Source organism: Mycobacterium sp. PTI7, assembly GCF_056679845.1.
The window spans coordinates 1,437,781-1,452,192 of the sequence record NZ_CM155252.1 but is presented as its reverse complement, the minus strand read 5'-3'; the positions used below and the strand labels follow the sequence as shown (position 1 = coordinate 1,452,192).

The 14,412-nt window shown below is 70.8% G+C and carries 17 protein-coding genes; 3 read left to right on the top strand and 14 right to left on the bottom strand.

All coding sequences use genetic code 11. The annotated features are described in order from the left end of the window. The first annotated feature begins 10 nt into the window (after positions 1 to 10). Complete coding sequence (locus AC1MEY_RS07095; RefSeq protein ID WP_480229980.1) at positions 11 to 862, top strand: alpha/beta fold hydrolase; 852 nt, start codon at positions 11 to 13, stop codon at positions 860 to 862. Here the strand turns inward: AC1MEY_RS07095 and AC1MEY_RS07090 are convergent. From AC1MEY_RS07090 to AC1MEY_RS07035, 12 genes are all read right to left on the bottom strand, one after another. Beyond that, positions 844 to 1,599: a YebC/PmpR family DNA-binding transcriptional regulator gene (locus tag AC1MEY_RS07090; protein ID WP_480229979.1), complete on the bottom strand. Its 756-nt coding sequence runs from the start codon at positions 1,597 to 1,599 to the stop codon at positions 844 to 846. The two genes, AC1MEY_RS07095 and AC1MEY_RS07090, sit on opposite strands and share 19 nt — an antisense overlap. Positions 1,600 to 1,691: 92 nt before the next feature. Further along, positions 1,692 to 2,276 carry a pyridoxal 5'-phosphate synthase glutaminase subunit PdxT gene (gene pdxT, locus AC1MEY_RS07085; protein WP_480229978.1) on the bottom strand — a complete coding sequence of 195 codons (585 nt, stop codon included), beginning with the start codon at positions 2,274 to 2,276 and terminating at the stop codon, positions 1,692 to 1,694. Continuing rightward, positions 2,273 to 3,121 (bottom strand): acyl-CoA thioesterase II, encoded by an 849-nt coding sequence (tesB, locus tag AC1MEY_RS07080; RefSeq protein ID WP_480229977.1) that lies wholly within the window; start codon positions 3,119 to 3,121, stop codon positions 2,273 to 2,275. Before tesB ends, pdxT begins: the two co-directional genes overlap by 4 nt. An 8-nt stretch (positions 3,122 to 3,129) precedes the next feature. Continuing rightward, on the bottom strand, positions 3,130 to 4,068 hold the full coding sequence (pdxS, locus tag AC1MEY_RS07075; RefSeq protein WP_480229976.1) for a pyridoxal 5'-phosphate synthase lyase subunit PdxS: 939 nt from the start codon (positions 4,066 to 4,068) through the stop codon (positions 3,130 to 3,132). A gap of 69 nt (positions 4,069 to 4,137) precedes the next feature. Further along, positions 4,138 to 5,172, bottom strand: coding sequence for an NUDIX hydrolase (locus tag AC1MEY_RS07070; RefSeq protein ID WP_480229975.1), 1,035 nt, complete (start codon positions 5,170 to 5,172; stop codon positions 4,138 to 4,140). Continuing rightward, positions 5,169 to 6,329 (bottom strand): glycosyltransferase family 4 protein, encoded by a 1,161-nt coding sequence (locus AC1MEY_RS07065; RefSeq protein ID WP_480229974.1) that lies wholly within the window; start codon positions 6,327 to 6,329, stop codon positions 5,169 to 5,171. Before AC1MEY_RS07065 ends, AC1MEY_RS07070 begins: the two co-directional genes overlap by 4 nt. Further along, positions 6,329 to 7,243 carry a phosphatidylinositol mannoside acyltransferase gene (locus tag AC1MEY_RS07060; RefSeq protein ID WP_480229973.1) on the bottom strand — a complete coding sequence of 305 codons (915 nt, stop codon included), beginning with the start codon at positions 7,241 to 7,243 and terminating at the stop codon, positions 6,329 to 6,331. The genes AC1MEY_RS07065 and AC1MEY_RS07060 overlap by 1 nt, the downstream gene beginning before the upstream one ends. Next, on the bottom strand, positions 7,240 to 7,911 hold the full coding sequence (pgsA, locus tag AC1MEY_RS07055; protein WP_480229972.1) for a phosphatidylinositol phosphate synthase: 672 nt from the start codon (positions 7,909 to 7,911) through the stop codon (positions 7,240 to 7,242). The genes AC1MEY_RS07060 and pgsA overlap by 4 nt, the downstream gene beginning before the upstream one ends. Beyond that, positions 7,908 to 8,474: an ATP adenylyltransferase gene (locus AC1MEY_RS07050; RefSeq protein WP_480229971.1), complete on the bottom strand. Its 567-nt coding sequence runs from the start codon at positions 8,472 to 8,474 to the stop codon at positions 7,908 to 7,910. Before AC1MEY_RS07050 ends, pgsA begins: the two co-directional genes overlap by 4 nt. After that, a complete protein-coding gene (gene thrS, locus AC1MEY_RS07045; protein WP_480229970.1) occupies positions 8,471 to 10,525 on the bottom strand; it encodes a threonine--tRNA ligase in 2,055 nt (684 codons plus the stop codon). The genes AC1MEY_RS07050 and thrS overlap by 4 nt, the downstream gene beginning before the upstream one ends. A gap of 94 nt (positions 10,526 to 10,619) precedes the next feature. Next, positions 10,620 to 11,024: a TIGR02611 family protein gene (locus tag AC1MEY_RS07040; protein WP_480231345.1), complete on the bottom strand. Its 405-nt coding sequence runs from the start codon at positions 11,022 to 11,024 to the stop codon at positions 10,620 to 10,622. Between the two features lie 77 nt (positions 11,025 to 11,101). Continuing rightward, positions 11,102 to 11,746 (bottom strand): PaaI family thioesterase, encoded by a 645-nt coding sequence (locus AC1MEY_RS07035; RefSeq protein ID WP_480229969.1) that lies wholly within the window; start codon positions 11,744 to 11,746, stop codon positions 11,102 to 11,104. Positions 11,747 to 11,796: 50 nt separating this feature from the next. On the opposite strand from AC1MEY_RS07035, the gene AC1MEY_RS07030 reads away from it, so the two are divergent. Then, positions 11,797 to 12,294: a DUF1990 domain-containing protein gene (locus AC1MEY_RS07030; RefSeq protein ID WP_480229968.1), complete on the top strand. Its 498-nt coding sequence runs from the start codon at positions 11,797 to 11,799 to the stop codon at positions 12,292 to 12,294. An 8-nt stretch (positions 12,295 to 12,302) separates the two neighbouring features. Here the strand turns inward: AC1MEY_RS07030 and AC1MEY_RS07025 are convergent, their stop codons facing one another. After that, complete coding sequence (locus AC1MEY_RS07025) at positions 12,303 to 12,617, bottom strand: esterase/lipase family protein (protein WP_480229967.1); 315 nt, start codon at positions 12,615 to 12,617, stop codon at positions 12,303 to 12,305. 119 nt (positions 12,618 to 12,736) lie between these two features. Between AC1MEY_RS07025 and AC1MEY_RS07020 the strand changes: the two genes are divergently transcribed. Continuing rightward, positions 12,737 to 13,519, top strand: coding sequence for an MBL fold metallo-hydrolase (locus tag AC1MEY_RS07020; RefSeq protein ID WP_480229966.1), 783 nt, complete (start codon positions 12,737 to 12,739; stop codon positions 13,517 to 13,519). On the opposite strand, the gene AC1MEY_RS07015 is transcribed toward AC1MEY_RS07020, so the two are convergent. Beyond that, positions 13,502 to 14,392 carry an SDR family NAD(P)-dependent oxidoreductase gene (locus tag AC1MEY_RS07015; RefSeq protein ID WP_480229965.1) on the bottom strand — a complete coding sequence of 297 codons (891 nt, stop codon included), beginning with the start codon at positions 14,390 to 14,392 and terminating at the stop codon, positions 13,502 to 13,504. The genes AC1MEY_RS07020 and AC1MEY_RS07015 overlap by 18 nt on opposite strands. Between the last annotated feature and the right edge of the window lie 20 nt (positions 14,393 to 14,412).

Sequence of the window (14,412 nt, the reverse complement as noted above, 5' to 3'; positions counted from 1 at the left end):
GGGAGGTCCGATGAAGTCGGTGGAGATCAACGCGGGGACCATCGAGTACCGCGACGAGGGCGACCCTAACGGCCCACCCGTGGTGCTGCTGCACGGGGTGCTGATGAACGACGCGCAGTGGCAGCTCGTTCTCCCCCTGCTGCCCAAGGGCTTTCGCTACGTGCTACCCGTCCTGCCGCTGGGCGGGCACCGCGTGCCCATGCGCGACGACGCCCGCCTGGACCTGCCGGGGGCGGTGGACGTGGTCGCCGACGTGCTCGACGCCCTGGACCTCGAGGACGTCACGCTGGTGGTCACCGACTGGGGTGGGCCGCTCTTCCTCACGCACTACGGCCGCGATCAGCGCGTGGCCCGGATGATCGTCTGTCCGGCCGAGGCGTTCACGAACTTCCCACCCGGGTTTCCCGGCAAGATGACGTGGCTGGCCAGTCGCACCACCGGCACCCTGGCACTCGCGATGCGGCAGATGCGCGCGAGGCGGCTGCGCGACCGGTTCTTCATGTTCGGCATGATGGCCGCCCGCTCCGTCCCGCAGGACGTCATGGAGGCGTGGACCGACCCGGGGCTGGCCGACGTCCGGGTGCGGCGCGATCTGCTGAAGTACTGCCGGACCCGGTTCGACGACGCCGAACTGACGAGGGCCACCGAGCGGCTGGCCGACTTCCGCGGCGACGTCCTGGTGCTGTGGAGCCGCAACCGGGTGATGCCGCTGCGACACGGCGAGGAACTGGCCCGCCTGACCGGCGGCACCCTGCGCGTACTCGACGACGCGAAGGTGCTGATCATGCTGGATCAACCGGAGCGGACCGCTCGCGAAATCGGGGCCTTCCTCGCGTCGTCGGTTCAGTCCTCGTCGAGCTGAGCCGCCACCTCGTCGGAGATGTCGACGTTGGTCCACACGTCCTGGACGTCGTCGCTGTCCTCGAGGGCGTCGACGAGCTTCAACACCTTGCGCGCACCCTCGACGTCGACGGGCACCGACACCGACGGCTGAAAGCTGGCGTCGGCCGAGTCGTAGTCGATGCCGGCGTCCTGCAGCGCCGTGCGGACGGCCACCAGGTCGGTCGGCTCGGAGATGACCTCGAACATCTCGCCCAGGTCGTTGACGTCCTCGGCGCCGGCATCGAGCACCGCGGTCAGCACGTCGTCCTCGGTGAGCCCGTTCTTCTCCAGCGTCACCACGCCCTTGCGGGAGAACAGGTAGGACACCGATCCCGGGTCGGCCATGTTGCCGCCGTTGCGGGTCATCGCCACGCGCACCTCGCCGGCGGCCCGGTTCTTGTTGTCGGTCAGACACTCGACGAGCACCGCGACGCCGTTGGGGCCGTACCCCTCGTACATGATGGTCTGCCAGTCGGCGCCGCCCGCCTCTTCACCGGCGCCGCGCTTGCGGGCGCGCTCGATGTTGTCGTTGGGCACCGACGTCTTCTTGGCCTTCTGGATGGCGTCGAACAGCGTCGGGTTGCCCGACGGGTCGCCGCCGCCGGTTCGGGCGGCCACTTCGATGTTCTTGATCAGCCGGGCGAATTCCTTGCCGCGGCGGGCGTCCTTGACGGCCTTCTGATGCTTGGTGGTGGCCCACTTGGAATGGCCGCTCATGCAGCTGTTACCTCTTCTTGTCTTCTGCGAAGTCCGATCGACCAGTCTATCCGGACACCGAGCCGGGCAGCCATGCTGCCCGCGCCGCCGGGTTAGAGCGAATCGACGAACAGGTGGTGCACGCGCCGGTCGCCGGTGATCTCGGGATGGAACGCGGTGGCGAACACCCGGCCCTGGCGGACGGCGACGGGATGCCCGGCGGCGCGCGCCAGCACCTCGACGTCGTCGCCGACCCGCTCCACCCACGGCGCCCGGATGAACACCGCGTGCACGGTGCCGTCGAGGCCGGAGAACGGGATGTCCTCCTCGAAGGAGTCCACCTGCCTGCCGAAGGCATTGCGCCGCACCGTGATGTCGAGTCCGCCCAGCGGCAGTGCCTCGCGGCCGGGCACGCCGGCGTCCACGATCTCGCTGGCCAGCATGATCATCCCGGCGCACGAACCGTAGGCGGGCATGCCGTCGCGCAGCCGTTCGCGCAGCGGTTCGAGGAGGTCGAGTTCGCGCAGCAGGTGGCTCATCGTCGTCGACTCCCCGCCGGGGATCACCAGCGCGTCGACGGCGGCGAGTTCGCCGGCGCGGCGCACGGTGACCGCATCCGCCCCGGCCTCGGCCAGGGCGGCCAGGTGCTCTCGGGTGTCCCCCTGCAGCGCGAGGACGCCGACGCGCGGGGCGCTCACGTGGCCGACGGCGTGAAGCTGCGCTGGTAGCGGGTCAGACCTTCCTGCATGACCGCGGCCACCATCTCGCCGTACCGGTTGAACAGCTTGCCCTGGGTCAGGGCACGGCCGCCGCACGCCGACGGCGACGACTGGTCGTACAGCAGCCATTCGTCGGCACGGAACGTGCGCATGAACCACATGGCGTGGTCGAGCGAGGCCACCATGAGGTGCTTGCGCTCCTCGGGATGGTTGACCTGCGCGGAGCCGAGCAGCGTGAGGTCGCTGAGGTAGGCCAGCGCGCAGATGTGCAGCACCGAGTCGTCGGGCAGCGGATCGCGGTGCCGGAACCACACCTGCTGCTGGGACGCCTTGCCCGGCAGGAAGCTCATCTGCTCGCGCGGCACGATGCGGACGTCCCACTCGTCGAACTGCCGGAAGCTGGCGTCGTCGAACACCTTGCTCGCCGACTTGAAGTCGGGGATGTCGTCCGGCGGTGGAGCGGTGGGCATGGCGTCCTGGTGCTCGATGCCGCTCTGGTCGGTCTGGAACGACGCCGACATCGAGAAGATGGTCTCGCCGTGCTGGATCGCGCTGACCCGGCGGGTGCAGAACGATCCGCCGTCACGAATGCGCTCGACGCTGTACACCGTGGGCGACCGCGCGTCACCGCCCTTGAGGAAGTAGCCGTGCAGCGAGTGCACCTGGTACTTCGGGTCGACGGTGCGCACGGCGGACACCAGCGACTGCCCGGCGACGTGACCGCCGAACGTGCGCTGCAGGAATCCGGACTCCGGGCTGAACACGCCGCCGCGATAGATGTTGATCTCGATCTGCTCCAGATCGAGGATCTCTTCGATCGCCACGTCGGGGCTTACCAGCCGCGTTCGGCGAGCCGGTGCGGGACGGGGATGTCGTCGACGTTGATGCCGACCATCGCCTCGCCCAGCCCGCGCGACACCTTGGCGAGCATGTCCGGATCGTCGTAGAAGGTGGTGGCCTTGACGATCGCCGCGGCGCGTTCCGCGGGGTTGCCGGACTTGAAGATGCCGGAGCCCACGAAGACGCCCTCGGCACCGAGCTGCATCATCATCGCGGCGTCGGCGGGGGTGGCGATGCCGCCAGCGGTGAACAGCGTCACGGGCAGCTTGCCCGACCGCGCGACCTCGGCGACCAGGTCGTAGGGCGCCTGCAGTTCCTTGGCGGCGACGAACAGTTCGTCCTCGGACAGCGACCCGAGCCGGCGGATCTCGCCGCCGATCTTGCGCATGTGGGTGGTCGCGTTCGACACGTCGCCGGTGCCCGCCTCGCCCTTGGAGCGGATCATCGCCGCACCCTCGGTCAGGCGGCGCAGCGCCTCACCGAGGTTGGTCGCGCCGCACACGAACGGCACGGTGAACTTCCACTTGTCGATGTGGTTGGCGTAGTCGGCGGGCGTCAGCACCTCGGACTCGTCGATGTAGTCGACGCCGAGGCTCTGCAGGATCTGCGCCTCGACGAAGTGGCCGATGCGCACCTTGGCCATCACCGGGATGGTCACGGCGGCGACGATGCCCTCGATCATGTCGGGGTCGCTCATCCGGGAGACGCCGCCCTGGGCGCGGATGTCGGCCGGTACCCGCTCGAGCGCCATCACGGCGACCGCACCGGCGGCCTCGGCGATGCGGGCCTGCTCGGCGGTGACGACGTCCATGATGACGCCACCCTTGAGCATCTCCGCCATGCCGCGCTTCACGCGGGCGGTACCGGTCTGGCTACTGCCCGACCCATTGGCGGACCCGTTGACGCGATCGCTGCCGATATCCACTGCCATCTCCTCCATGAGTCTTCTGATTCAGTCTAAGGGCCGCTCCAAATCGCTTCGATCCGCAACGGCACGGCGTCAGTGAATCGACTCCAGCGCGGCGCTCGAGACCCTCGGCGCACCCGCCGCCAGCTCGTTGGCCTCGGCGAGCCGATCGGCGAGTTGCACCGGGTACACCGTCTCACCGCCGGCGGCCAGTTCGCGAATGGCGTCCGCGTCGCACCAGCGGTGGCCCTGGATGTACCGGCGTTCGAGCGCGGTGTGACCGGTGGTGACCGGCTCGAAGCGGGTGGTCCGGAGGACGAAGAACATCTCCTCGCTGCGCACCACGGAGCCGTTGAAGTCGATGACGGCGTCGCGGCGCCACACCGGTCCCACCAGGTCGTCGACGGACGCGATCAACCCCGTCTCCTCGGCCAGTTCGCGCACCGCGGCGTCGGGCAGCGCCTCGCCGGGATGCACGGCGCCGCCGATGGTGAACCACCACCGCGGGGCGTTGCCGGACGCGTTGGCCGGGTCGGAGCCGCGGAACAGCAGCACTTCGCCGTCCTCGTCGAGCAGGATCACCCGCGCCGACGTCCGCGTGCCGCTCGCGCCGACGACGGTGCGGTTGGCGCGTTCGGAGATCTCGAAGTAGGTGGGCATGGCCGCGGTCCCCCCGAGGTGCAACGCCCGCACCAGCGGACGTTCGCGCAGGGCCAGGGTGTCGCGCACGGCGTCGTTGTGGAAGCGGCGGGCGAGCAGCACCCGCGCCTCGGCGTCGGCGAGTTCGGCGACCAGCGGCAGCGGCAACGACGCCGGATCGACCTGGGCGAGTTCGTTGGACAGCTCGTTCTCGGCGTCCTCGCGGGCGGAGCGCGGTGCGTGCTCCGCGGCGTCGGCCAGCGCACTGAGCCGATGCCCCGGTGGGCTCCCGGCGTAGGCGTCGGTGGCGACGGCGCGGGCGACGACCGCCCGGCGGGCCAGCGCGCCGTCCAGCGCCTGCCACGACAGGTCGTAGCGGACGTGCAAGCGGTCCAGCCGGTTGGCGGTCTGGAACGCCCAGGTGCCGCCGACGACGAGCACCAGGACCAGGAGTGCGAGCAGGACGCCGACGAGCCACCCGACCGTCATCGGCCGGTCCCCCTCGCGTTCTCGCGGGTGGTGGTGCCGGCGACCCGCACCTTGGTGCCGGATCCGGCGACCGTCTCGTAGACCTGCTGGATCTGGCGGGCGACCACCGACCAGTCGTAGCGGCGCACCGCGGCGCTCGCGGCCGCGACGTAGCGCGACCGGGCCTCCTCGTCACCGAGCATCTCGACGAGCGCCGCGGCCAGCGCGGCGGCGTCGTCGACGGGGACCAGCCGTCCAGCGGTGCCGTCCTCGAGCACCCGGCGGAAGGCGTCGAGGTCGCTGGCCACCACGGGCGTGCCCGCCGCCATCGCCTCGACGAGCACGATGCCGAAGCTCTCGCCGCCGGTGTTGGGCGCGCAATACACGTCGGCGCTGCGCATGGCGGACGCCTTCGCCGCATCGTCGACGAGTCCGAGGAAGCGAAGGTGGCCCGCCAGCGGACCGGCCCGCTCGGCGAGTTCCTCCTCGTCACCGCGACCCACGATCAGCACCTCGACGTCGTCGAACGCGGCGACGAGGTCCGGCAGCGCCGCGAGCAGCACGCTCATGCCCTTGCGCGGCTCGTCGAACCTGCCGAGGAACAGCACCGTCCGCCCGGCGCGAGGGTAGCCCTCGAGCGGCGGTGCGGACGCGAACGATGCGACGTCGACGCCGTTGGGGATCTGGACCGCATCGGAGCCCAGGGCCTCCATCTGCCACCGCCGCGCCAGGTCGGACACCGCGATGCGGCCGACGATCTTCTCGTGCCACGGCCGCAGGATCCCCTGGAACACCGACAGCGTCAGCGACTTCGTGGTGGACGTGTGGAAGGTCGCGACGATCGGCCCCTCGGCGATCATCAGCGCCAGCATCGACAGGCTGGGCGCGTTCGGTTCGTGCAGGTGCAGGACGTCGAAGTCACCGTCGACGATCCACTTCTTGACCCTGCGGTGGGTGGCGGGACCGAAGCGCAGCCGTGCGACGGACCCGTTGTAGGGAATGGGCACGGCCTTGCCGCCGGAGACCACGTAGTCCGGCAGGGTCGCGCCGGGCGAGAACGGCGCCAGCACGCTGACCTCGTGGCCGTACCCGAGCATGACCTCCGCGAGCTGCAGGACGTGCGCCTGCACTCCCCCGGGCACGTCGAACGAGTACGGGCACACCATGCCGATGCGCATCAGGACCCGCCGTGCTCACCCGCGAGCCGGGACCGGCGCTCCTCGGACAGGTCCTCGATCCACTGCGGCTGCATCATGTGCCAGTCCGCGGGGTGGGCCGCGATGTTGGTGGCGAAGCGGTCGGCCAGCGCCTGGGTGATCGCGCCCACGTCGCCCGAGGACGTGTCCAGCGGCGGGTCGAAGCCGATGACGGTGACGTCTGCCTCGTACCAGGTGTGCACCGGCAGCAGCGCGGCCCCGGTCTCGACCGCGAGGCGGGCGGGCCCGGCGGGTAGCCGGGTGGCCTCGCCGAAGAAGGTCACCTCGACGCCGGAGCGCGTCAGGTCGCGGTCCGACATCAGGCACACCAGGCCGTTGTCGCGCAGCCGCTCGGAGAGCACGTCGAAGGGCGGGCGGTTGCCGCCGGTCAGCGGCAGCACCTCGAAGCCCAGGCTCTCCCGGTACTCGACGAACCGGTGGTACAGCGATTCGGGCTTGAGCCGCTCGGCGACGGTGGCGAACCGGCCGTGGGTGTTGACCAGCCACACCCCGGCCATGTCCCAGTTGCCGCTGTGCGGGAGCGCCATGATCGCGCCGCGGCCGTCCTTCAGCGCCTCGTCGAGGTGGTCGGCGCCCCGGACCGCCTGGTCGAGCCGCCGGGCGAGCAGCTCGTGGTCCATCGAGGGCAGCCGGAAGGCCTCGCGCCAGTAGCGGGCGTAGGAGCCCAGCGACGCGCGCAGCAGGCTGTCCGGCACCTCGGCGGGCGGGACGCCGGTCACGCGGGCCAGGTTCCTGCGGAGCTGGTCGGGTCCGCCGCCGCGCGCCGCGTACGCCGCGCCGGCTTCGAAGGCGTTGCGGGCGGCGAACTCCGGCAGTGCCCGCACCAACCGCCACCCGGCGGCGTATCCGAGGTCGGTCAGCCGGCCGGTGTTCACGACTCGCCCGTCTCCCCGGCGGACGGCGGCGCGGCGGACCGCAGCGGCTCGACGGCCCCCGGTGAGGTGCGCACCGAGTGCACCCGCTGGCCCAGCGTGATCAGGCTGGCGACGGCCAGTGCCCACATCGCGACGTGGATCAGCCACGGCACGTGCAGGAACGGCACGCCGGACAGCCCGGCGCCGATCAGCACGATGAGGAGCCGTTCGGGGCGTTCGATGGTGCCGCCGTCGCCGCTGAGGCCGTTGGCCTCGGCGCGGGCCTTGATGTAGGAGATGACCTGCGAGGTGACCAGGCAGATCATGGTGGCGACCACCAGCGGCGTGTCGTGGATGCCGAACGCGGCCCACCACAGCAGCCCGCAGAAGATGGCCCCGTCGGCGATCCGGTCGCAGGTGGCGTCGAGCACGCCGCCGAACCTGGTGCCGTAGCCGCGTTCTCGGGCCATCGCACCGTCAAGCATGTCGGCGAGGACGAACACGGCGACCGTGAACGCACCCCACCACAGCTGGCCGTGCGGGAACAGCGTCAGCGCGGCGATGACGGTGCCCGCGGTGCCGAGGATCGTGATGCCGTCCGGCGTGAGGCCCACGCGCAGCGCGGCCCGGGCGACCGGTCCGCTCAGCTTCGCGTAGGCCGCGCGGGTCAGGAGGTAGAAGTCGCTCACGCCTGTTGGGCCCATTCCGTCGCCAGCAGCTCACGGGTGTCGCGCAGCAGCTGCGGGATCACCTTGGCCCCGCCGATCACCGTGATGAAGTTCGCGTCGCCGCCCCAGCGCGGCACCACGTGCATGTGCAGGTGCTCGGCGAGCGAGCCGCCCGCCGAGGTACCCAGGTTGAGGCCGACGTTGAAGCCGTGCGGCCGGGAGACGCGCTTCATCACGCGGATCGCCTTCTGCGTGAAGGCCATCAGCTCGACGCTCTCGTCGTCGGTGAGGTTCTCCAGCTCGGCGACCCGGCGGTACGGCACCACCATGAGGTGTCCCGGGTTGTACGGGTACAGGTTCAGCACCGCGTAGACGTGCTCACCGCGCGCGACCACCAGGCCGTCCTCGTCGGTCATCGTCGGGATGTCGGTGAACGGCTCGGACGACTTCGCCGAACCGGACTTGATGGCGTCGGCGATGTAGTTCATCCGGTGCGGCGTCCAGAGTCGCTGCAGGTGGTCGCCGTCGCCGACGCCGCGGTCTATCACGGTCCGCTCGTCGGAACCCTCGTCGGCGGTACTCACGCGGGACTGCCCACCTCGACGAGATCGGCCGTGGGAGCGGCGTTCTCGCGGCGCGCGACCCAGCCCGCGATGGCGTCGACGGCCTCGTCCCGGCTGATGCCGTTGATCTGCGTCCGGTCGCCGAACCGGAAGCTGACCGCGCCCGCCTCGACGTCGCGGTCCCCCGCCAGCAGCATGAACGGCACTTTCTGGTTGGTCTGGTTGACGATCTTCTTCGCCATCCGGTCGTCGCTGCGGTCCACCTCGGCGCGGATGCCGCGCGCCTTGAGCTGGGCCACGACGTCGACGAGGTAGTCGACGTGGGCGTCGGACACCGGGATGCCCACCACCTGGACCGGGGCGAGCCACGCAGGGAAGGCGCCGGCGTAGTGCTCGGTGAGCACCCCGAAGAAGCGTTCGATCGATCCGAACAGCGCGCGGTGGATCAGGACCGGACGCTGCCGGGTGCCGTCGGCCGCGGTGTACTCCAGCTCGAAGCGCTCGGGCATGTTGAAGTCCAGCTGGATGGTCGACATCTGCCAGGTGCGGCCCAGGGCGTCCTTGACCTGCACCGAGATCTTCGGGCCGTAGAACGCCGCGCCACCCGGATCGGGCACCAGGTCCAGGCCGGACGCCTCGGCGACCTCGCGCAGCGTGTCGGTGGCCTCGTCCCACACGTCGTCGTCGCCGACGTACTTGACCGGGTCCTTGGTGGACAGTTCGAGGTAGTAGTCGTCGAGGCCGTAGTCGGCCAGCAGGTCCAGCACGAAGCGCAGCAGCGAGGTGAGTTCGTCGCGCATCTGCTCGCGGGTGGTGTAGATGTGCGCGTCGTCCTGGGTCATGCCCCGCACGCGGGTCAGCCCGTGGATGACGCCGGACTTCTCGTAGCGGTACACCGACCCGAACTCGAACAACCGCAGCGGCAGTTCGCGGTACGACCGGCCGCGCGCCCGGTAGATGAGGTGGTGCATCGGGCAGTTCATCGGCTTGAGGTAGTAGTTCTGGCCGGGCTTGCGGACCGTGCCGTCGGCGTTGAGTTCCTCGTCGATGTGCATCGGCGGGAACATGCCGTCGGCGTACCACTCGAGGTGGCCGGACGTGACGTAGAGGTGTTCCTTGGTGATGTGCGGGGTGTTGACGAACTCGTAGCCGGCCTGCTCGTGCGCCCGGCGCGAGTAGTCCTCGAGTTCACGGCGGATGATGCCGCCCTTGGGGTGGAACACCGGCAGCCCGGAGCCCAGCTCGTCGGGGAAGCTGAACAGGTCGAGTTCGACGCCGAGCTTGCGGTGGTCGCGTCGCTGCGCCTCCTCGATCAGCTCGAGGTGGCGGTCGAGCGCCTCCTGCGACTCCCAGGCGGTGCCGTAGATGCGCTGCAGGCTGGCGTTGGCCTGGTTGCCGCGCCAGTAGGCCGCCGAGCTGCGGGTCAGCCGGAAGGCCGGGATGAAGCGGGTGGTCGGGATGTGCGGGCCCCGGCACAAATCGCCCCAGATGCGTTCCCGTGTACGGGGATTGAGGTTGTCGTAGGCGGTCAGCTCGTCGCCGCCCACCTCCATCACGTCCGGGTCGCCCGACTTGTCGTCGACGAGTTCCAGCTTGAACGGCTCGTCGGCCAGCTCCTCGCGTGCCGCCTCCTGCGAGGCGTATACGCGGCGGTCGAACAGCTGCCCGTCCTTGACGATCTGGCGCATACGCTTCTCGAGCGCGGCGAGGTCGTCGGGCGTGAACGCACGCGGCACCTCGAAGTCGTAGTAGAAGCCGTCGGTGATCGGCGGGCCGATGCCCAGCTTCGCCTCGGGGAACAGTCCCTGCACCGCCTGCGCCAGGACGTGGGCCGCGGAGTGCCGGATCACGCTGCGGCCGTCCTCGGTGTCGGCGGCGACCGGGGTCACCTCGACGTCCTCGGCGGGGGTCCACGACAGGTCGCGCAGCCGGCCCTCGGCGTCGCGGACCACGACGATCGCGTCGGAGGCGCCGCGGCTCGGCAACCCCGCCTCGCGCACGGCGGACGCCGCGGTCGTCCCGGCAGGCACCCGGATCGGGGCTGCGGGGGCGGTGCTGGCGGCGGCGGTCATCGGCGGATCTCCATCGGGTCGTGGGGGGTGGTGACCGCGACCATGCTATCGGGGTGCGGGCTCAGTCAGAGAACCCGTCGCTCCGCTCGCCCGGCTAGTCACCGAAGCCGATGGGACTGTTGAACCAGTCGGGGTTCAGGCCCACGAGTTCGGCACCCCAGTCCAGCGCGCCGAGCAACCACAGCGTCGCCGCGACGAAGAGCGCGGTGAGCACCCCGCCGAGCACCTGAACCCACGCCGGCTGGCTCTGGAACCAGTCCATGAACCTGTCGTAGCGCTCCTTGGCGTAGGCCAGCAGCTTGCGAGCCCAGTCGAACTCGGTGGCCAGGATGCCCAGGCCCACGAAGACGATCGCCCAGCCGGGGCCGGGGTACGGGATGGCGAGGATGCCGAGCCCGAGGACGATCAGTCCGACGACGCCCACGGCGATGCGGTAGAAGAAGTCGATCCGCGGGCGTTCGCGCAGGCGGTCGCGCCAGCGGCCCCACCGGCGCTTCAGCTCGGAGAGGCGGTGCTTCTTGCCGTCACCGGCCTCGTTCGCGTCGGCTCGGCCCTCGTCGGTCCTGCCCTCGTCGGTCACGGCTGACCGGGCTTCAGCATCACGAACAGGGCCTCGGCGTCGCACAGCACGTCGTCGCCGTCGAGCAGCCGGCCCGCCACGAAGATCTTGCGCCCCTCGATCCGGTCGATGGTCGACTCCACCCGAAGCTCCTTGTCGATCAGTGCGATCTTGCGGTAGTTGACGTGCAGGAACGCCGTGCGCTGCTTCTTGCTCTCGGTCAGCTTGTAGGCCGTGAAGCCCAGCAGCGAGTCGAAGAGGTGGGCCAGCGACCCGCCGTGCACCGCGCCGTTGCGGCCGAGGTGGAAGCGCCGGAAGGTCGCGGTGCCGCGGATCCAGCCGTCGTCGGTGACGTGGAGGTCGACGGGGACGGACAGGATGCTGCCCCGGTTCGGCAGATCCATGCGGCGTCCTGACGGGGCGTGCCACTCGTCGGCCTCGTGGGGGCGCAGCAACCGGTTGACGCGTTCGATGGCGTCGGCGGCCTCGGTGACGACGTCGTCGGGGGCGTCGGCGCCGCGGGTCAGGTCCTGCAGCGTGCGGACGGCCTCGACGAACCGCCCGTAGTCCGGGCCGCCCCTGGTGGTCGGCTCCGGTGCGTTGAACCCGCCCCCGGCCGCGGCGACCGGGGTCCGGCCCTGGGCATCCTGGTCGGTGTCCACCCGCCCACCGTATTCGGTGTGCCTGCGGTCGACGATGGCAAGGTGGTCGGGTGCGCCTCAGCGACCTCGCAAACCTGCCCTTTACCTACCCCGAGATCGGGGCGACGAGGGGCCCGCTGCCCGGCGGCTACCACCACGTGCGCGAGACCGCGCCGATCGGGCACGGCCGCGACCGGTTCGAGGCGGCCGGCGACGCGGTGCTGCGCTGGGGCATGTTGCGCGGCGCGGGCGCGCGGGTGCGGGCGACGTCGGAGGTCGCGTGCGTGGGCGCCGAGGTGATCGTCGGACTCGGGCCGGTGAGCGCGCCGTGCCGGGTGGTCTACGTGCTCGACGAGCCAGACCGGCGCGGCTTCGCCTACGGCACGCTGCGCGGCCACGCGGAGACCGGCGAGGAACTCTTCGCCGTCCGGTACGACCCGGCCGACGGCGCGGTGTACGCCGAGGTGACGGCGTTCTCCCGGCACGGGACGTGGTGGAGCAGGCTCGCGGGGCCGGTCACGTCGCTGATCCAGGGCTGGATGAGCCGACGCTACGTGCGGGCGGTGTGACCTCCGGGTCAGGCGAGGGTCCGCTCGCGACAGCCATGGCGCGACGTTGCGATCGGCGCCCGCGGCGACGGCAGGAACGGCTCGGCGGCAAGCACTCTCGGCAGGATCGCCAGCAGATGCGGCAGTGATCGCAGCCGAGGCCACAGCACGCCGGGCGGCACCGACGCGAGCACCGCGTCGTCGCTGGGATCGCGACCCGGCAGCGTCGGCACGCAGACGCGGTGGCCGGCCGATCGCAGCAGCCGAGTCCACGGATCGAGCAGTCCGGGCGACCCGAACAGGCCGTGCAGGAACAGGATCGGCGATCGTCGCGGTGCTGTCACGGACCCAGTGTCGCGCGGGGATCGCCGGAGATCGATTACCTCCGGGGTAACCCCCGCGCGTTTGCCACCGCCGGAGTGGGTATGTTGCGGGTGCCGAGCGAAGGGAGCCACCACACGCCATGCGGGTGCACCACCTCAACTGCGGCACCATGGACTCCCTCGGCGCCGCCATCGTCTGCCACGTCCTGCTGGTGGAGACCGATGGTGGACTCGTGTTGGTGGACACCGGCTTCGGCCTCCGGGACTGCGCCGACCCCCGGCGGATCGGGCCCGTCCGGCACGTGCTGCGGCCGCGGTTCGACGCCGCCGAGACCGCGGCCCGGCAGGTCGAGCGGCTCGGGTTCCGCATCGACGACGTGCGCCACATCGTGACCACCCACTTCGACATCGACCACATCGGCGGCCTCGCGGACTTCCCGGACGCCCAGGTGCACGTGACCGCCGCGGAACTCCGCGGTGCGCTGCATCCGATCCGCCGGGAGCGGTTCCGGTTTCGGCCGCCGCAGTGGGAGCACGGCCCGCACCTCGTCACCCACGAGCCCGACGGCGAGGCGTGGCGCGGGTTCGCGGCCGCCAAGGAACTCGACGACATCGCGCCGGGCATCGTGCTGGTGTCGCTGCCCGGACACAGCGCGGGCCACGCGTGCGTCGCCGTCGACGCGGGCGACCGGTGGATCCTGCATGCCGGCGATGCGTTCTACTACCGCGGCACCATCGACGGCGTCGGCGCGGTGCCGCTGGGCATGCGGCTGTCGGAGTCGCTGATCGCCTACGACAAGCAGCGGGTCCGCGACAACCACGCCCGGCTCGCCGAGCTGTACGCCCGCCGCGACCCGGACCTGCTGATCGTCTCCGCCCACGATCCGGCGCTGCTCGCCGAGGCGCTACACGGGAAGCGTTGAGCCGGTTTCCTTCTCGGCGAAGTCGACCAGGCGCGCGGCGAGTTCGTAGTCGCACGCCACGGCGGAGCGGCCGATCAGCACCGGGCCGCCGCGCAGCCCAAATCGGCCGTCGACGCCGACGTAGCTACCCGGCGGGATCGGCTCGCTGAGGCAGTACAGCGTGGGGGCGGCACCCTGGTCGATGTCGTTGGCCAGCACGCCGCCCACGGCCTGCACACCTCGGTGCAGCAGCGACATGAGCGGCTTGTCGGAGACGTGCGACAGGTTGGAGGCCACCCAGCCCGGGTGCACCAGCTGTGCGACGACGGGTGATCCGGCGGCGCGCAGGCGGCGGTCCAGTTCCAGCCCCCACAGCATCACGGCGAGCTTGGACCGCGCGTAGGCGCCCATCACGTTCCAGGACGTGTTCCGCAGGTGCATGTCGTCGAGGCGCAACGTCGCCGAGCGGTGCGCGTCGGAGCCGACGTTGACGATCGTCGACCGGATGCGGTCGAACAGGAGGTTCGTGAGCAGGAACGGGCCGAGCAGATTGGTGCCGATCGTCATCTCGAAGCCGTCGACGGTGTCGGTGTGGTGCTGCGACAGCGCGCCGGCGTTGTTGATCAGGACGTCGACGTCCCCGTCGATCCGCTCGGCGAACGCGCGCACCGACGCGAGGTTCGCGAGGTCGAGTTCGACGATCGACGTCGATCCGCCGATCTCGGTTGCGCGCTGGGCACCGAGGGTGGTGTTGCGGACGGCGAGGATCACGTGTGCGCCGGCCCGGCTGAGCGCCCGGGCGGTCCCGAGGCCGACGCCGTTGGTCGCCCCGGTCACGATGATGCGCTTACCGCTCAGGTCGCCGAGCCTGTCCGGTGTCCAGTTCGTCGTCACGCTCGCGACACTACCGAGCA

Bases quoted from the DNA above. Each gene is read 5' to 3' on its own strand.
- AC1MEY_RS07070 (WP_480229975.1), bottom strand. From the start codon at position 5,172: ATGACGGTCGGGTGGCTCGTCGGCGTCCTGCTCGCACTCCTGGTCCTG.
- AC1MEY_RS07095 (WP_480229980.1), top strand. From the start codon at position 11: ATGAAGTCGGTGGAGATCAACGCGGGGACCATCGAGTACCGCGACGAG.
- pdxS (WP_480229976.1), bottom strand. From the start codon at position 4,068: ATGGCAGTGGATATCGGCAGCGATCGCGTCAACGGGTCCGCCAATGGG.
- AC1MEY_RS07020 (WP_480229966.1), top strand. From the start codon at position 12,737: ATGCGGGTGCACCACCTCAACTGCGGCACCATGGACTCCCTCGGCGCC.
- AC1MEY_RS07090 (WP_480229979.1), bottom strand. From the start codon at position 1,599: ATGAGCGGCCATTCCAAGTGGGCCACCACCAAGCATCAGAAGGCCGTC.
- thrS (WP_480229970.1), bottom strand. From the start codon at position 10,525: ATGACCGCCGCCGCCAGCACCGCCCCCGCAGCCCCGATCCGGGTGCCT.
- AC1MEY_RS07065 (WP_480229974.1), bottom strand. From the start codon at position 6,329: ATGCGCATCGGCATGGTGTGCCCGTACTCGTTCGACGTGCCCGGGGGA.